This is a genomic window from Spirulina sp. LEGE 11439 (assembly GCF_059821285.1).
On record NZ_JCAMRX010000027.1, the window covers coordinates 54191 to 72163 of the forward strand.

The window sequence follows — 17973 nt, forward strand, 5'->3', positions numbered from 1 at the left end:
ACATTTCCGGTTCGTTGGAGTAGTTGTTGAGAATGCCGTTTTCGTTGGTGGTGGTGTACATTTGAATCCCTCTGTGTTGCTTTCTGTAAATAAATATAACAAAATACAAAGTTTTGTAACGGTGACTTGACACAAAAACACCTGTGATGTTTGTCACAGGCAAAGTCGCCATGAGCGATCGCATTTCTATTTGTATTTCGTGTAAACGGGAGGGCTGGCTCGTTTAGCACTACTGGAAGCCGTATGAGGCACTCCTCGCAAGGAAGGCTGTAAGTTCCCTAAACTTGACTCGATGGCATCGCAACGGACTAATATCCTCGTGATTTGGTCATGTAGGTGGGTTTGTCGGGTGGCTAATTCGGATTGACGGTCCTCTGCCCCTTTTTGTCTCTGTTGTAAAGTTGTTTGCTGTTGGGTTAAATGGGATTGCCAACTTTTACGGAGTTGTCGTAATTGCTCGTTCAGAGAGGATTGCTGGCGATCGCATTCCTTCTGTTCTCGATGTATGCTTTCAATGCGTTCTCTTTGTTCTCGTTCTTGCTTGTCTAGAATGCGATCGCGTTCGGCGATGGCAGTTTGCAATCCCGCATTTTCTTCCTGAAGCTGTTGGATTTGAGCTTGTTGTTGGCTGAGTTGAGATTCGAGGCGATCGCAATGCTCGGTTTTCAGTTGTTGAATTTGGGTTTGTTGCTGGGAGAGTTGAGATTCGAGGCGATCGCAGCGTTCGGTTAAGGCGAATTGTACCCCTTGCCATTCTTGTTGCTCGCGTTTGAGTTGTGCCTGTTGCTCGGTGAGTTGAGAATGCAGGCGATCGCGTTCCTCGGAAACCTCTTGGATTTGTACCGTTACCCTTTCAATTTGTTGCTGAAATTGTTCTTTTAGTCGCTCTACTGCTTGAAATTGAGACAGTTGCAAGGATGCCCGAGATTGCAGTTCTAACCGTAGAAGTTCGAGATCTCGCATCTGTTCTGAAGGCAAGATAGAAGGGGATTGTTCCGGCACTATCGGGCTTTCTGACTCGATTTCCCGAGGAATCGCCCTCGGGCTGGGATAATCGCTATCCTGTAATTGAGCCAGTTGTTCTTGTAATTGCGATCGCTCCTTTTCAGCTTGAGTGAAACGTTGCAGAAGCCATTCCCAAACCTCTCGTCCTTCTGGGGGAATGCGATCGAGGGGCAGAGTTGCTGATGGTGAAATATTGGGTGAAATATTGGGTTCGGGAGGGGGAATCGAGGGAGAATGAGGGGCAAGTCGTTGCTGCGATCGAAATTGTTCCAATTGAACGCGAGTGCTTTCTCCTTCCCGTTGCGCGTTTGTCAACTGTCTTTGTAACTTCGCGACTTCTTCTTTTTGAGCCTGTTGGGTACTCCACATATAATGCGCCCAAGCTTGGATTTTCTCCAAGGAGGACATCGAGATTTGATGTTCCACCCTTAAGGGTCCAACCATCGACAAACAAGAAGGGGAAAGCTCCCAACCACAAACATGACAGCGTTGAACCTTTCCTTTTACATATTTACTTTGGCAAACCGGGCAATCCATAATCAATTATCAATAAACAATAATCAATTATCAATGAATAATTATCAATCTGTCAATGTTTATTGAACAATGACCGACCGCTAAAGCAGGAGGCTTGAAACCTTATGATTTTAGTCATTGAAAATTGTGCCATTTGCTTCATGATTTTTCATGGATAATTTTTCATTGTTCATTGAAAAGGGGAATAGTAATGAGAAATTCCGTTCCCTCTCCGAGAGTTGAAATACATTCTAAAGTGCCGCCGTGTTTTTCCGTTACGATCTGATAGCTAATGGAGAGTCCTAACCCGGTTCCCTTGCCGATTTCTTTGGTGGTGAAAAAAGGATCGAATAAACGCGATTGAATGTCTTCTGGAATGCCCGAACCGTTATCGATAATACTAATTTGGAGATCGCGATCGCGAGCGATCTGGGTGCGAATGCGAATGAGACTGGGTTGTTTTTTGACTTCTTCATAAGTGCGATCGCGATCGCGCTCATCTAAGGCATCAATAGCATTGCTGAGAATATTCATGAACACTTGATTCAACTGTCCGGCGTAACATTCAATTTTCGGTAAATCGCCATACTCGCGTTGAATTTCAATGGCAGGTCGTTCGCTTTTGGCTTTTAAGCGATTTTGCAAAATGGTTAAAGTGCTTTCAATCCCTGCATGGAGATCGACTCTTTTTTTCTCGGCTTCATCCATACGAGAGAAGGTTCGCAAAGAAATCACAATTTCGCGAATGCGATCGGCTCCGGTTTGCATCGAAGTAAACAATTTTGGCATATCTTCTAACAAAAACATGAGATCGATCTCGGAAATTTCCTCGGCAATTTCCGAGACAGGTTGAGGATAATGAGTTTGATAAAGCTCGAGCAGGCCGAGAATATCTTGCAGGTAATTATCTGCGTGATTGAGATTGCCATAAATAAAATTCACCGGATTGTTAATTTCGTGGGCAACTCCTGCGACTAACTGCCCCAAACTGGACATTTTTTCCGTTTGAATGAGTTGGGTTTGGGTGCGACGCAATTCTAGGAGAGTTTCCTCGAGTTCTTCGGCTTTAGCCCGAGCGATCGCGGCAGATTCTGTGGCTTTAGTAAATAATTGAGACTGGTTGATGGCAATGGCTAATTGATTGCTCGCCGCCATGAGTAATCTGACTTCCGGTTCGTGCCAAGGCCGAATCTCGCGAACTTGGTTGCAACCAATCGCCGCAATCATGTCCGCAGAAACACGAATGGGAATAGTGAGGACAGATTTGATATTGAGTTGTTCGAGAAGCTGACGAAAAGGCCGATCCTGAACTTGACTGGTATCGGCTTCACGAATAATTTCCATCTTGAGTATTCGCTCTGCCACTGGGCCAATGCTAGAAAAGGAATAGTGACCGATAATACTGTCAATATCTTCTGCTCGGGATTCAGCCACAATATCCCAGTAATCGTCTTCCTCTGTGGTTGAATGCAAAACAAAATAAACGCGATCGATTTTGAGAAAATGGCGGATTTCGTGGAGTGCCAGTTCGATGATGTCCTGTTCGGGGGTTTCGAGGGAACTGCGAATTTGATTAGAAAGAGAATTGAGCAGTTTTTCCCGTTTGACTTGTGCTTGCAGGCGTTGTTTGGATTCGAGGAGCGCTATTTCAGCTTGCTTGCGATCGCTAATATCCGTGACAATAACCACTAAACCGACAATATCTTGGCGTTCGTCGAGAATGGCACTGGCTCGCAAAAAGACTTGCAAGATTTCTCCATTGAGAGATTGATGTTCGACTTCGTGACTCCAAGTTCTCCCGCTCATCACTGTGGCAAAAAGACCTTGAATGGCAGCCGGATCGCTAAACAAACTGGAAAGCCCGCCCCATCGTCGCAGTTGCGAAACCGTCTCACAGCCGTAAAGTTGGCAAAAAGCGCGGTTGATATAGAGAACTGAGCCACTGGCATCAGCAACGGCGATCGCGTCACTGGCACTGTCTACGGCTTGTTTATAGCGGGTGAGTTCGGCAGAAACTCGCTTGCGATCGCTCAAGTCGCGGGTAATAGTGGCAAAGGCGAGGGGTTCTCCAGTACGAGTCGAGCGGATGGTAAAAAAATTAAAATCTACCGGAAAGCTCTGTTCAGTCGCAAAATTGAGGAAGCGGAATTCACCTTGCCAAGATCCAGTTTCCAGCGCCGCGACCAAAATTTCTCGCTCGAAAACGGCTCGATCTTCCCTCGGGAAAAATTCAACTACTGGGTAAGTTTGGGCAACTTCAAGAGATTCAAGTCCCACCAAGTCCAGTCCGGCAGCATTGATAAAGAGCGGTTTCCCGTCTAAGGTGGCCATGCCGATAAAATCCGAGCTATTTTGGACGAGAGCCGCAAATTTTTGCATTTCCTTCTCTGCTTTTTTCCGTTCGGTAATATCCCGGACGGTGGCGAGGATAACGGTTTGAGTATGGAGGATAATGCGCCGCAAACGAATTTCTACATCAAAAACAAATCCATCCTTCGGACGCTTGGTCTTCCATTCAAATTGCAGTTCTTCCCCTGCCCGAGCGCGATGCCAAATATCGGGCAGTCTCTCGAGTTCGGCTGGACTGGCAGTATAATCGGCGATCGCGTAGTTCGTGGCTTCCTCGTGGGTCACGTCAAACAAAGACAGTACGCGCTCGTTTACTTCGAGAATCTTGCCCTCGAGGTTGTGAATGAAAATGGCATCATAAACGCCATTAAAGATCGTGCGAAGGTCTTGTTCTGAGGTTCGCAGGGCATTTTCAACCTGCTTGCGATCGGTAACATCGGTGCAGGTGCCGACATAGCCGGTAATGCAATCTCGATCGTGAGGATCGTTGATGGCGCAGGCTTGGGCATAGACCCATCGGATCGAACCATCGGGACGGACAAAACGAAATTCTGATTGAAAGAGGTGGCGATCGTGTCGGAAGGAGTCGGCTTCCATCAGCCGCCATTCCCGCAGCACTCGGCGGCGATCGCGGGCATAAATGGCTTTAAACCAGCCCGTTCCTAAGATAGCTTGCGAGGTCAATCCCGTTAGAATGCAGGCTTGTTGGTTGCCATAAATGCACAGTCCGTCGGGATCGGTATGAAAAATTCCCACAGGGGAGGTTTCTGCTAAGACTTGATAGCGGCGCTCGCTTTGGCGTAGTGCTTGTTCGATTTGTTTGCGTCGGGTGACATTAATAGTTGAGATGAGAATGTGAGGTTCGGGGTTTCCGGGCAAAAATAAGGGACGCTTAATGGTTTCCATCCACAAGATTTTTCCACTTGCTGTGGTGACGCGATCTTCAGGGATAATTTTTTCTTGTAGGGTGGTTAAAACTTCTCTATTTTCTTGCTCAAAACGTTCGAGTTGCGAGTTTTCCATGAAGAAATCGCGATCGGTTTTGCCGATAATTTCCTCTGAGGTTGTTCCCAATCCTTCGGCTAAAGCGCGATTGGCTAAAATGTAAACGCCTTCTCGATTTTTGACAAAGAGCCAATTCGGGGTGGTATCGAGGACTTGTTGCAATAAATCCTGATGGTGTTGAAGTTGAGCGATGGCGTGCTTGCGATCGGTGACATCTCGGGCCGCGGCGTAGATTCTTTCTTGATCTAATAGTCCGGTTGCAGTCCAAGCCAACCATCTATAAGTTCCATCTTTACACCGATAGCGATTTTCAAAGCTGACAATTTTTTTGCCTTCAGCCAGATCTCGTGCAATTTTGAAGGTTGCTTCACGATCGCTCGGATGGATAAATTCGAGGAAAGGTTTGCTTTTTAATTCTTCCTCTCTCCAACCGAGGATTCTCTCCCAAGAAGGGTTGAGGTGGTGGAAATAACCATCAAATCCTGCTAAACAAATCATGGAAGGAGAGCGATGGAAAATATCGGACCAAGAGACTTCGGCTTTGATGCGATCGCTGACGATGCGAGTATGCAAGATTGCGCCGCCAATTTCTCCTGTATCTTCGTACCACGGTTTGATTTCCCATTCGAGCCATTCCGTGCGTCCATCAGGTAATTGTAGCGGTTCGGCTCGACTGCGTTCGGTTGCGCCTGCTAAACATCTCTGGTGTATCTCGCGCCAATGGGAAGGGTAATGGGGAAAAGTTTCGTAATAAGATTGCCCGATAATATTGCGATCGAAACCGTAATCGTCCAACCAACATTGGCTCACCAAAAGATAGCGCATCTCGCGATCGCATAAAGCAAGTGCAACGGGAGATTGCTCGATTAAAATTTGCAATAAGTCTTGCATTTTTGGTTATTGGTTATAGATTATTGGCTATGGGTTGCTAACTGTTTGCTGTTAACCGATTAGAGCTTCCTCGTATTTTTTCCCGGCTCCTTCCCAAGTATAATTTTCTTCGATCAGTTGGCGGCCGTTTTGAGAGAGGGTTTGGCGTAAGTCGGGGTCGCTAAAAACAAGGTCGATCGCTTGCATATATTCTTCAATGGTATTGGCTCTGATAGCGCGTAAAGGAATGTTCTCGCCTTCAATTTCTAAGCCTTCTAAGCCGCGATCGCTGCCAATGACGGGAACGCCTGCGGCCATGGCTTCGATGGTCTTATTTTTGATCCCAAATCCAGTTTGCAGGGAAACCACGCAGGCTGTCGCTTGATGGAGAGAATCTACCATAGAAGGCACTCTACCCGTAACGATGACTCCTGGATGTTCTCCTAGGGCTAAAACTTCCGGTGTGGGGCGATTGCCGATAATACTGTAAGTCACCTCGGGATATTTTTCTCGCAGTTGCGGTAAAACTTGCAAGACAAAGAAGCGAGCCGCATCGATATTATGGGTTAAGTCCATCGAACCGACAAAAATTAAATGCTGTCCTCCGGGATCGCGATGACGACAGGGAAACAATTCTAGATCGACCCCATTGGGAATCGCAATAATTTTGGCATCGGGACTGAGTTGCTGGAGTTGTCGCGCATCGTCATCTGTCGTGACGACAACGCGATCGCAGGTGTCGCAGTAGTGTTTCTCGTATCGATAAAGGATGGGGAGATAGAGGCGATCGCGGCTGGGATTTTCCGAGGCTCCCATTTTGATATAGTTAATCGTTCCCCAATAAACAGAACTGTGGACGTTGACGACAGTTCGCACGCGATCGCGATATTGCGGGCGAATATAAACGGCATTGGCACTATGTTCGCAGGTAATGGCATCGCATTTGCCTTCCGTCACGTAGCGATCGACGAGGGCTTGTATTTCTGGGGAATAACGGTGTAAAACATTGGGAGGAATCCCTTTCATTAAGGACTCGAGAAAGCGCCCTGCTTTTGCCCCAATTCCCGCAATCCCCTTGATCGGGGCTTCATCGGGAGCAAGGGGAAATAAAATGAGATCGTCTACCCATTTTTTCAGTTCCTCAATGTCGCGATCGCTCACATCTGGCGATCGTTGGGCGATTAGGAAAATAGAATGATTGCTCCGTAAGGCTTTGAGTAGATTAAAAGTTCTAACTTCCGTTCCCGAGCGGCTGGGAGGATAGGGAAAGGTGGAAGAAATCATTAAAATATTCATAAATTTAGCGGAAAATGTCTGTCAACTCTTTTTTATCATAGGTTTTTAGCATAGGTAAGTTTTGCACCGCTATTGATGATTTTTCGAACTATTCTCCGTTCTTCATTCCGGATTTCTCCGTTCTTTATTTCTCTTTCATTATGAAAAAAGTCACCATTCCTTCCGATGCTCCGAAAAGTTGGCAAGAAGTTCATTATTACGACCAACTAGAAATTTATGGAGATCGTCGGGTTCTCGGTCATACCTACGCTTACAACAATCGTCGCAAAATCGTCATCGATTTAATTCAAAAAGTTGTTTCTCCTCCCGCAAAAATTCTTGATGTTGCCGCCTCTCAAGGGAATTATACACTGTGGTTAGCGGAGTTAGGCTATGAGGTGACATGGAACGATCTGCGTGCAGATCTCATTGATTATGTCAAGCTCAAACACGAAAAAGGGATTGTTCATTATGCCCCGGGAAACTTATTTGAATTAGGGTTTGATTCTTGTTTTGATGCGATCGTAATTACTGAAATTATCGAACATGTTGCTCATCCCGATGAATTTCTCCAGAAAATTTCCCAATTGGTAAAACCGGGGGGCTATATTATTATGACCACTCCCAATGGAGAATATATTCGTCACAATCTACCTAAATTTTCCGATTGTCCCGATCCTTCTCAATATGAAGAATTGCAGTTTAATCCCAATTCAGACGGCCATATTTTCTTGCTTCATACCGATGAAATTCCGCCTCTTGTCGAACAAGCCGGCTTGAAAATTGTTGAATTTTGCTTGTTTACTAATTCTTTGACCAACGGACATATTAAATTAGAATTCTTGCTCAGAATTCTCCCTAAATCGATGGTTGATATCTTTGAATCTTTGACCGAATCATTGCCTTTCTCTCTACAACGCAAACTGCACAAAGGCATGGCAGTTTTAATGACTCGGCCGGCTTAATAACCAGTTCTATCTTATTTTGGGATGAGCCAAGCTGATAAATCGCGATCGATTAACTTTTGTAGATTTATAATATCATCGCGATAGAGTTCGATGAGTTTTTGGCGACTTTCTGAATCAAGTTTAACTTGAGCAATATTTTTCTTGACGAGGGATGAGCGTATTTTTTGTCTGGTTTCTAAAGGCAAAAAAGTCCTCAATATTGAGCCAGCAACCGATCGCAAAGGATTGGATTTGGTAAGCAAGCGATTAATCGTTTGATTTTTGGGCAATCCTCCTAATCTTCCTTTTTGGCTCATATCAGGAACAAAATTAGGATCGACACCGACAAAAGCAAATAAATCTTGGAGAAAACTAGAGGGATCTTTAACTAGATCGTCATATAACAGGATCTTAATATTATGAGGAGCGAAAAATTGATAAAAAGGCTGTAGCTCAGTATAATAAAATCCTCGTTTAATATATTTAACTTCGCGATCGCCAATTAAGTCGGTAAAAGATTTCTTTTCATGGCCGTCGCGAACAAACATTTGATAGGCAGAAAAAGCGCGATCGCAAGGATTTCTTAAAATGGCAATAATTTTTACAGTGGGGATCGATTGGTGAATCAATTCTGCGGATTTGGCATAAGCGTAGTAATTGGTAGATATTTCGCCGATCACGCTATCTTGGGGGGCAGCAGTAAATAAATTGAGATATTCTGCTTCGGTTGTCACTGCCCCCCAAGATTTATGCTGGTTGCGAACTCGTTTTTCAAGAAAGAAGAAAGTTTCTTTTTTGGGACAAAGATAAAGTTTGGGATGTTGATTGAGATAGTTGTGTAAAGAAGTTGTGCCGCATTTGCCTGCACCAATAATAATAAAATCAGGAAATCTACTCATTATGTTTAAGCAATAGGTCAGAAGGAATCTTAATTTAGTATAAGGGAGTTATCTGCGATCGCCTAGACAAAAAACAACCCAAAAGCTGATAAAGTAATGGTTTGTAACAATAATATCGGGATGAAGGGAAGCAATGCAAGCCATAGACGATAAAACAATCGTAAAAGACTACTTTAATAGCAAGGGTTTCGATCGCTGGCGCAGAATTTATGGCGATGGCGACGATATCAGCAAAGTACAATTGGATATTCGCAACGGACATCAGCAAACCATCGATAAAGTGCTCGCTTGGTTGCACGAAGATGGTAATCTGGCAGACTTGTCGGTATTTGATGCAGGATGCGGAGTGGGTAGTCTCAGTATTCCCTTGGTGGAAGCCGGAGCCACGGTATATGCGAGCGATATCTCGGAAAAGATGGTGGGGGAAGCCAAGGAAAGGGCGGAGAAAATTCTCTCAGACCCGAGTAAACTGATTTTGGAAACCCAAGATTTAGAAGCCGCTACGGGAAAATATCATACGGTGATTTGTTTGGATGTTCTCATTCATTATCCTCCCAAAGAACTCGAACAGATGCTCGGACATTTAGCGAGTTTAGCTGAGTCGCGAATTATTTTAAGTTTTGCCCCTTTTACAGTGTGTTTGATGCTCTTGAAAAAAGTTGGCGAACTGTTTCCCGGTCCCAGTAAAACGACTCGCGCTTATATGCACCATAAATTTGATGTGATGGATATTTTAGAACAGAAAGGTTTTGAAATGAAGCGCAAGGAGATGATCGGAACTCGCTTTTATTTCTCCTATTTAGTTGAGGCAGTTCGCAAAACAGATTAGTTCACTTAGACAACATCAATCTTGCTCGTTAAATCTCGGTAATTCTGTCGAGCGATCGCGCGACTTCAATACAAGTTGCTAAACTCGCATCGGTTTTAATGGCTTGGGGATCGAGATGGGTAATCGTGGCGCGATCGCCGCGATTTTTTAAGGCAGTAATGAGATACGATCGCGGGGGAATATCCATTTTTCCTCGTCGTCCGATCTCTCCTAAAGTGTAAAAATAAGGTGGGAAATCTGCTTCTCTCGCCATAATTTCCAATAATCGATCGCAGGAGTCCCAATACCATTCTCGGGCTAAATTTTGCATTTTTTTGAGATAAAGGCGATCGTGCAGCACTCCCAACCACATCGCACCGGTTAAAGTTAAAGGCGCATTATCGCGATCGCAAAGGCATCGCCCTAATTTTCGCCAAGAGACAGTTTGATATTCTCCACAAGTTTGACAATAGCCCAAAAAACCGTAATTTTCTGGGGTTAATTCTTGTTGGGATAATAAGCGCACCATCACGCGATAAGTTTCCCCAGTATAGAAGGAAAAAATCGGTTGAATTCCTCTGCCTTGACTGGCAGCTTGTTGCTGCATTGCCCCAATAATTAAGCGCAAGGCTTGCTCTTTGGCGGCAGGATGAGAACGAGCATAAGCGCCATAATTAGCCAAACTATTTTGCGGCAGATGTCCCGTTCCCGTGCGTCCGTCAGTGCTGGTAATATAGACTAAACCGCCTATTTTAACCGCCCAAAGTGCAGTGCTTAAATATGGTGCCGCAGAACCAAAACAATCGACATCGACGAGATCGTAATAATCTTTCTTCTCGAAACAGCGAAAAAAGAGACGATGGGCGTTTTCACAGGTAATTTGACAGTGTTTTTGTGCGATCGCTGCTTGTAAATTGCTTGCCAGTAGAGAGATGCGATCGGGGTTGCCTTCATTGGTTAATAGCCAATTTGCCCCGCTTTCCAGCCAATAACGCAAACTCCGCACTCCACACCCTGCCATTGCTTCTAATACGCGCAATTCTCCTGTTTCTTGTCGATAAATGGCCGCTGCTAAAATCCCTAAATCTCGAACAATTCGGCTTTCTTCCCGAAAAAATGCTGCACCAATTGTAAATCTTGCTTTCCCTTCTTCTTTCATCACGACTAACCATTAATTAATAATAGGAATTTCAATAATAAACTCTGTCCCTTGACCAATAACAGAATTACACTTTAATTTTCCTTGATGGCGATCGACAACAATTTTATAACTGGTCGATAATCCCAATCCCGTTCCTTTCCCGACGGGTTTTGTGGTAAAGAAAGGATCGAAAATATGATGCTGGATTTCTTCATTGATACCGATGCCATTATCGGTGATTTTAATATATACCCAGCGTTCATTTTGTACGCCGGTTTCAATTTCAATGTATTTTAACTCTTTTTCTGCTTCTTGCAGAGCATCGATCGCATTACCAATAATATTTAAAAAGACTTGATTGAGTTGTCCGGCATAACATTCAACTAACGGGATCTCTTCATAATTGCGCCGAATTTCAATCGCTTCTCGAGGCTCTGAGAGAGAAAAACGATTTTCAAGAACAGTTAAGGTGCTTTCAATTCCTTGATGAATATTCACGTGTTTTTTGTCGGATTCATCGAGGCGGGAAAAATTCCGCAAAGAAACGACAATTTCGCGAATGCGATTCGCGCCAACTTCCATTGAGTCGAGCAATTTTGGTAAATCGTTTTCTAAAAATTCTAGATCGATTTCGTACTGCTGTTCTTTAATTTTAGCAGTAGGATTGGGATATTCTTCTTGATAAAGAGCGATACATTCTAGTAAATCTTTAGAATAATTGTTGACATAGTTCAAATTACCGTAAATAAAATTAACAGGATTATTGATTTCGTGAGCAATTCCCGCAACGAGTTGCCCCAAACTCGACATTTTTTCTTGTTGAACTAACTCTATGGTCATTTGTTGGTTTTCTTGAAAAATGTGCGAGATTGTTTCAAACCAAGGTAACCAATCTCGTGCAATATTTTTAGGGATTTCTGGCTGTTTCTTTTGACTGGATAGTTCAATATGTTGGACGAGTTGGCTGGCTGGAATAATAAATTCTCCAGCAATAATTTGATTGGCGATCGCCAGCATTAAGGTTAGTCCAATCAAGAGAAGACCCCAACCCAAACCCAATTGCATTAAAATAGGAATGAGAATATCAATTTTTTGAGCAAAAAAGACTAATGACCAAGGAGCCTGATGCAAATTAGAATGCAAAAATAAATATTGACCGAACTCTTGAGAGTTTAAATCTTCTCCTTGTAGAAATTGATAAATTTTTTCTCTGAGGTTAGGAGGAATGAGATTCCAAATGGATTGAATTGCAGGTATTCTTGAGGTTATTCTCTCTGGAGAAGCTAAGACTTGACCGCCATTATTAATCAAAAATAATTGCCCTTGTTTGAATTTTGATTTTTCTAAAATTTTACTCAATTCATTTAAGGTGACATCGAGAGCAATTGTGCCGCGAAATTCATTTTCTTCATAAACAGGGGCCGCACAAGTTACGCTGAGATTTTTATTGTCTGGATCGAGATAAGCGGTCGTCCAAAATTGTTCGCGATCGCGATTATTTTCGGGCAGCGATCGCTCGAATAATTCCGACTTCAATAAAGCATTTTGAAAATGAAAAGTTTGTGAGTTAACCCAAGGAAATCGGTTAATAAATTTCTCTTGGGAAAGATAGTAAGCGTGAACATCATTGGGAATGACTTTTAAGGCAGTTTGAAAGAGAGGATTGAGGGCAAAAGCCATTTCGATCTCTCGATAAAAATCAGTGTCTCGATCGCGCAAAGTTCCCAACCCTGTTAAGTTGCCAATTAAGCGATCGGTATAAGGAGGAGGAATCGTATCTAAATTGTAGGCAATATTATCTTGCTCTGTGTTTTCTTTTAAGTTGTCAAATAGGAGGGACTCTGCAATGCCAATTTGACCGATTTCATAAAAAGAATTTGCCCGTACCTGCATCTGTTCGACATAATCGGTTGTCGTTTTAATAGATTCATTGACTTGAATTGCTGCTTCTTGAATTCGTTCTCGAATCAAGTTAATTTCATAAGAGTACTGAGCCTGAAGTTGCCAGTAAAATACAATAGAGACAACAATCGTAAAAATAACGATAGTAAGTCGGATAATGAAGTTATAGCGGGAAAAAATCATGCGATTAATTTTTTTGTGTATTTTGAGATACACAAAAATGAGTGTCTTAATACCCAAAGCACTGCACGAATACTTCGGAGAGAAACCCCTGATAGATGTATGGTATTTTACAGAATTTTGGGTCGCAATCGGGAAAGAAAAAGAAGCGATCGCCAGAAAAAAGAGGATAGGTTAAGGGGTTTAGCGATCGCAAATTGATAAAATGGGGAACAGATCGCCCTAGTAGGAACGTCTTGAAAGAGGAAAATATTTTGTTTGGGAAGGAGCAAAAATCGTGAGCGATCGCATGAAAACCCTCGTCTTGACTTTAACCACAGCAACCCTCATCGCGGGCGCTATTCCCCCTTTACCCAGTTTTGCCCAGAGTGATATTTTATACGATTGCGTCACGGAAACCAATCGCGGGCGGCGAGAACGCCGAGGGATGAACCGCGCAACGGCGTGGGGTTATTTGGGGAATGACGTACAGGAGGACTCATCAGGGGTTCTCAGCAGTTGGCGCGGGAAATGCACCCCTCGCAACGCCCCCAATGCAGCACCGAGACGGACGACCTCCCCACCTCCTTCCTCTCGTCCTTCTCCGGCTTCTCGCCCTTCTCCACAGCCTTCACCATCATCTCAACCCTCCACTTCAACAGGACTGTTAAATAGCTGTCAAAGTGAAGTTGCTGCAAGATTGGCGGGGACACAAGCTGGGAATGTTAATGTTGAATCTTCTTCTGTCGATGCGGGAGGAAATGCGATCGTCAATTGGAATAGTTCGTCGGGACAGTCGGGGTTCTGTCGTGTCGATCCGTTTGGTAATATTATTGAATTTCGCCAAAATTAATGACAATAGAATAAGAAATTAAATCAGTTAGAAAACTTTACAAAAAAGGATGTTAAATTTAACGTCCTTTTTTACCGATCGCCAGAAAAACGAGCTAGAATCGCAATCGTTACAGGTCGTGAATTCAGGGAAAAAGAAATTATGAATGCACTGATTAGCTTTTTTGTTACAGCTTTAGTGACGGCGGTGAGTTTGCTGATTATTTCCCGCTTACCTCTGGGAATTGAAGTAGACAGTACGGAAAAAGCAATTTGGTCGGGGATTGTTTTTGGACTTCTCAATGGGTTTGTTAAACCAATTTTATTTGTTCTAACTTTTCCCGTTACGGTTCTTACTCTTGGTCTTTTTACACTGATTTTAAATGCTATTATTTTTGGAATTGCGGCTAAATTGGTAGAAGGATTTCGTTTGAATTGGGGAATATGGAGTGCTTTATTGGGCGCGATCGCTTTGGGAATTATCAATTCAATTCTTAATTCGATCTTATTCCAAGTTTTTCCCAATTTGAGTTAGACTTGAGGTAATTTAATCTCGCGATCGCATTGCTTGCTCTCCTTGTTTTGCGATCGTGCAAGAATTAATGAATTAGCAAAAAAAGGCGAGCATCTTAATTGCAAATTAATACTAAGCAACATCTGTAGAGTGAGGATCGTGAAGTTGATGGATTTTTCGTTGATTTTTAGGGAATTTTTGCGAAGTTAAATCGAGAACTTTGATGGTATTGGACAGTGCTTTAATCGTGGCTTGAAAAATAGGACGGTTTTGAATAATGATGACTAACTCGCTTGCAAAAATTGCTTCATCTAGCGATCGCGCATAAATTTTTCCCAATTGAGGAAAGTTACGGGTGATATAATCGCGGTTATTCCCAATTAGGGTATTGAGACGAATATCGGGATCGAATACTTTCAATTCTAAATTTTCTTGCCATAATTGTTGCAAGAGAGGAATGACAGGAGTTTCTCGTAAGTCCTGCATTTTAGGTTGATTGGTTAACCCCAAAACCGTCACTTTTTTAACGCCCAATTGGCGCACTTTGGTAACTATATCGGTAATTTGTGCCTGATTGCTCGGTAAAATAGAATTTAATAGGGGTAAATTTAACTCCAGTTGTTCGCTTTGAGAAACTAGCGATCGCAAATTCTTCCCTTGATGAGAACCACCAAAGGCAAAACTGGGGTGTAATGGGGTCGAAAGTTGCTTATTCTCCCAAAGAAGATCCATGACTTCATTTGCATTAATATTTAAGCGATCGCAGAAGCGTCCGATCTCATTAGCAAGACTAATTTTGAGCGTGTTAAAGGCATTCGCGGACATTTTTAAGGCTTCTGCGGTTTCAATATCCGTGCGGTAAATTTTGGCGGGGATATCGCGATACAATCGTTCGAGGATATTGCCCGATCGTCTATCTTCTGAACCAATTACGATGTAAGGAGGGGCAAAAAAGTCTGCGATCGCGGTAGTTTCTCGTAAAAATTGAGGATTGACCGCAACGCCAAAATCTCGCCCGAATTTCTTTTGTGAGTATTTTTCTAACAAAGGAATGAGGGTATTGCGGGTAATACCGGGTAATACTGCACTTTGTAAGACAACAAGATGATAATTTTCCGATTCTCGCAAACCTCGGGAAATTTCTGCGGCCATCCCTTCAACATATTTTAGGATGGGTTGCCCTTTTTGATTAATGGGAGTTTCCGCGCAGATTAAAGAAATATCAGCATCTTTCACATCGTCTTTTCCTTCTACTCTGCCCCATAAATGCCCAGATTCTACGGTTTTTTTGACCATCTCATCTAATCCGGGTTCTTTAATCGGGCTTTTCTGATGGTTGAGTGCCTTAATTTTGGGGGGAGTTTTATCGATCGCAATAACATCGTGTCCGAATTCGGCTAAACCCGCAGCGACAGTCATACCGATATAATCCAATCCCCAAACAATAACTTTCATAAATCCGGTTTTCCTTTTTGTGATTTCCCATTGGACAATACCCAGATACACCCTTATCAATGAACAACGATCGACGATCGATGAACAGTAGAGACGTTTCATGCAACGTCCGTACACCAGTTATTCGTCACCAGTTATTCGCGAGAATCGTTTATTTTTTTCAACGTTTGCACGCGATCGCTAGTCCCCTGAAATTCCCGGTGTAGATGCGAGTGGGAATTCAATTTGCGATCGCTTTCCGATTGTACCCTAAGTTTCAATGCCGTGGGTTGTGATGACTGGTGGAAGTTTCGGCAATTAGATTTTGCTTTTCTGTCTGATTCCCGCGAGACTCAGATCTCTTTGCTCTCTAATATACTCAATGATTGTCCCCAATCGCCAACGATCGCGATCGCAAGTTGATATTATTTCTCTTTACTCTCTCGTGAAAGGGAAACCCGGAAAACAATGGGTAATATGAAGCGAGCGGCGATCGGGTGGTGCGATCGCCGGTAAAAACACCTGTAGAGGGGAGAATTATTTCTCTATATTACTTTCTGCTGTAATCGCGAGGAAGACAGACATTCTAATTACCGTGCAGAAATGCTACAACTTTAACGCCGAATTCTTCCTCAAAAACCACTTTCTTATAATCCAAACTCCATAACTCCAACTCGCAATCATCCTCAGTAAAGGCAGGAATGAGACATAACTCCAAACGTTGGCGATCGCTATAATATTGCGATTCTACCTTGGCGACTGCTCCAATTTGTCGGCGATCGAACGCGATCGCCAAGCGTAAAATCGCGCTTAACTGGTTAACAATTTGGCGATCGCGTTTATCCGTTAAATTTTGATAATTTTCGTGTTTCTTTTTCGGCTTACTTTTACGATGATAGCGGGCGAGATTGGCAATAATTTCTAATTCTGTTTCTGTATATCCCAATAATTCCCCATTGCGAATGAGATAATAAGAATGCTTGTGGTGCGCCGCATGAGAAATATAAACACCGCTATTATGCAGCATTCCCGCCGCCCATAATAATTCCCGTTCCGTTTCGCTCCAAAAATGTAACTTTCCTTGCAATTGATCGAATAAACTGAGGGCAAAATTTGCCGTTCGTTCGCTATATTCGAGATCCACTTGATATTTATGAGCCAGTTTGCGAACATTGCGATCGCGGACTTCATTTTGATAGCGAAAAGGACTGCCAATTAACCCTTGTTTCAGCATCCAATCAACAATAATCCCTTCCCGCAAAGCCCGTTCGCATAAAGCGATCGCGTCCATTTTTAACATCTTCATCGCTTCGACTAACACGATCGCCCCCGGAATGATGATTTCGGCGCGTTTTTCCGAAAGTCCGCTCACTTGCAAGCGTTCCTCGCAACTCATTTTTGCCAGACGCTCCGTTAACTCCTCCAGCGCAGACAAGCTCACTTGATATCCCGTTAAAGGATTGGGCTCTCCCTCCTCCGTTTCCCGCGCCAGCACAATCGCTAAGGCTTGAATCGTCCCGGATGTGCCCACCATTTTAGCTTGTTCGCCTTCTGCCAAACCATTGCGAATATGTTCCACCGGACGCTCTAACATGCCCCGCACATAAGCTCGCAAATAGTTCAATTCTGCTGCATCAACGGGATCGCTAGAAACAAATTCTCGCATTAAGCGAACTGCCCCAACCTTCGTACTACTTAAAAAGCGTTCTTCCTTGCGATCGGCGAGGATCAACTCTGTCGAACCGCCGCCAATATCGATAATAATGTGAGGATGTTTGTCAAACTCCATCCCCGACAGCACCCCGAGGTAAATGCGTCGCGCCTCCTCTTGTCCGGAAATCAAATTAACCTGCAATCCCAATTCATCATAAATTTGCTTCAGGAATGCCCCCCCATTGGGCGCTTCTCGCACGGCACTGGTGGCGACAGCAAAAAGATGTTGCGCCTCCAAACTCACCGCGAGTGCCTGACATCGTTGCAAGGCTTCTAAGGCGCGAGCAATGGCTTCTGGCGTTAATTTACCTGTATTGCGATCGCGTTCCCCCAAACGTACCGTATCTTTCTCTTTAGCAACGATCGTAAATGTCGCCAGTTGAGGATCGATCTCCACAATCACCATGTGGATCGAATTCGTCCCGATATCGATCGCCCCCAAAATAATCTTGTTTAACGAGTTTGTCCGAAACAATCCCATCTGATTTTGCAATGCCGCAACTGCATTCGTCATTTCAGTGAAAAGTAAACAGTAAATAGTAAATAGTAAATAGTGCCGATCTTGATACTGTCGATCCGAAAATGGCGTTAAATTGCTAAAAAAG

At 43.6% G+C, this 17973-nt stretch carries 13 protein-coding genes; 5 read left to right on the forward strand and 8 right to left on the reverse strand.

Annotated features, from left to right (window positions below; genetic code table 11):
- Nucleotides 1-186: 186 nt before the first annotated feature.
- The 3 genes from AC6RV6_RS17730 to AC6RV6_RS17740 all read right to left on the reverse strand — a co-directional run bounded on the left by AC6RV6_RS17730 (nucleotide 187) and on the right by AC6RV6_RS17740 (nucleotide 7041).
- Nucleotides 187-1542 carry a hypothetical protein gene (locus AC6RV6_RS17730; protein ID WP_500242203.1) on the reverse strand — a complete coding sequence of 452 codons (1356 nt, stop codon included), beginning with the start codon at nucleotides 1540-1542 and terminating at the stop codon, nucleotides 187-189.
- Between the two features lie 162 nt (nucleotides 1543-1704).
- On the reverse strand, nucleotides 1705-5766 hold the full coding sequence (locus AC6RV6_RS17735; protein ID WP_500242204.1) for a PAS domain-containing sensor histidine kinase: 4062 nt from the start codon (nucleotides 5764-5766) through the stop codon (nucleotides 1705-1707).
- Nucleotides 5767-5817: 51 nt separating this feature from the next.
- Complete coding sequence (locus AC6RV6_RS17740; RefSeq protein WP_500242205.1) at nucleotides 5818-7041, reverse strand: glycosyltransferase family 4 protein; 1224 nt, start codon at nucleotides 7039-7041, stop codon at nucleotides 5818-5820.
- Nucleotides 7042-7181: 140 nt separating this feature from the next.
- Here AC6RV6_RS17740 and AC6RV6_RS17745 point away from each other — a divergent pair, with 140 nt between their 5' ends.
- Nucleotides 7182-7985 carry a class I SAM-dependent methyltransferase gene (locus AC6RV6_RS17745; protein WP_500242206.1) on the forward strand — a complete coding sequence of 268 codons (804 nt, stop codon included), beginning with the start codon at nucleotides 7182-7184 and terminating at the stop codon, nucleotides 7983-7985.
- Nucleotides 7986-7999: 14 nt separating this feature from the next.
- On the opposite strand, the gene AC6RV6_RS17750 is transcribed toward AC6RV6_RS17745, so the two are convergent.
- Nucleotides 8000-8866 (reverse strand): sulfotransferase family protein, encoded by an 867-nt coding sequence (locus AC6RV6_RS17750; protein WP_500242207.1) that lies wholly within the window; start codon nucleotides 8864-8866, stop codon nucleotides 8000-8002.
- A 133-nt stretch (nucleotides 8867-8999) separates the two neighbouring features.
- Here AC6RV6_RS17750 and bchM point away from each other — a divergent pair, with 133 nt between their 5' ends.
- Nucleotides 9000-9695, forward strand: a complete 696-nt coding sequence (gene bchM / locus AC6RV6_RS17755) for a magnesium protoporphyrin IX methyltransferase (protein WP_500242208.1) — start codon at nucleotides 9000-9002, stop codon at nucleotides 9693-9695.
- A 28-nt stretch (nucleotides 9696-9723) separates the two neighbouring features.
- On the opposite strand, the gene AC6RV6_RS17760 is transcribed toward bchM, so the two are convergent.
- Complete coding sequence (locus tag AC6RV6_RS17760; RefSeq protein WP_500242209.1) at nucleotides 9724-10833, reverse strand: tRNA (guanine-N1)-methyltransferase; 1110 nt, start codon at nucleotides 10831-10833, stop codon at nucleotides 9724-9726.
- A 12-nt stretch (nucleotides 10834-10845) separates the two neighbouring features.
- On the reverse strand, nucleotides 10846-12900 hold the full coding sequence (locus AC6RV6_RS17765; RefSeq protein ID WP_500242210.1) for a sensor histidine kinase: 2055 nt from the start codon (nucleotides 12898-12900) through the stop codon (nucleotides 10846-10848).
- 37 nt (nucleotides 12901-12937) lie between these two features.
- On the opposite strand from AC6RV6_RS17765, the gene AC6RV6_RS17770 reads away from it, so the two are divergent.
- The 3 genes from AC6RV6_RS17770 to AC6RV6_RS17780 all read left to right on the forward strand — a co-directional run bounded on the left by AC6RV6_RS17770 (nucleotide 12938) and on the right by AC6RV6_RS17780 (nucleotide 14242).
- Nucleotides 12938-13075, forward strand: coding sequence for a hypothetical protein (locus tag AC6RV6_RS17770; protein WP_500242211.1), 138 nt, complete (start codon nucleotides 12938-12940; stop codon nucleotides 13073-13075).
- A 99-nt stretch (nucleotides 13076-13174) separates the two neighbouring features.
- The gene (locus AC6RV6_RS17775) at nucleotides 13175-13729 is read left to right on the forward strand and encodes a hypothetical protein (protein WP_500242212.1); all 555 of its coding nucleotides are present in this window, start codon (nucleotides 13175-13177) and stop codon (nucleotides 13727-13729) included.
- 141 nt (nucleotides 13730-13870) lie between these two features.
- Nucleotides 13871-14242 carry a phage holin family protein gene (locus AC6RV6_RS17780; RefSeq protein ID WP_500242213.1) on the forward strand — a complete coding sequence of 124 codons (372 nt, stop codon included), beginning with the start codon at nucleotides 13871-13873 and terminating at the stop codon, nucleotides 14240-14242.
- 111 nt (nucleotides 14243-14353) lie between these two features.
- On the opposite strand, the gene AC6RV6_RS17785 is transcribed toward AC6RV6_RS17780, so the two are convergent.
- The gene (locus tag AC6RV6_RS17785) at nucleotides 14354-15676 is read right to left on the reverse strand and encodes a nucleotide sugar dehydrogenase (protein ID WP_500242214.1); all 1323 of its coding nucleotides are present in this window, start codon (nucleotides 15674-15676) and stop codon (nucleotides 14354-14356) included.
- 565 nt (nucleotides 15677-16241) lie between these two features.
- The gene (locus tag AC6RV6_RS17790) at nucleotides 16242-17849 is read right to left on the reverse strand and encodes a Ppx/GppA phosphatase family protein (RefSeq protein WP_500242227.1); all 1608 of its coding nucleotides are present in this window, start codon (nucleotides 17847-17849) and stop codon (nucleotides 16242-16244) included.
- Nucleotides 17850-17973 lie beyond the last annotated feature (124 nt).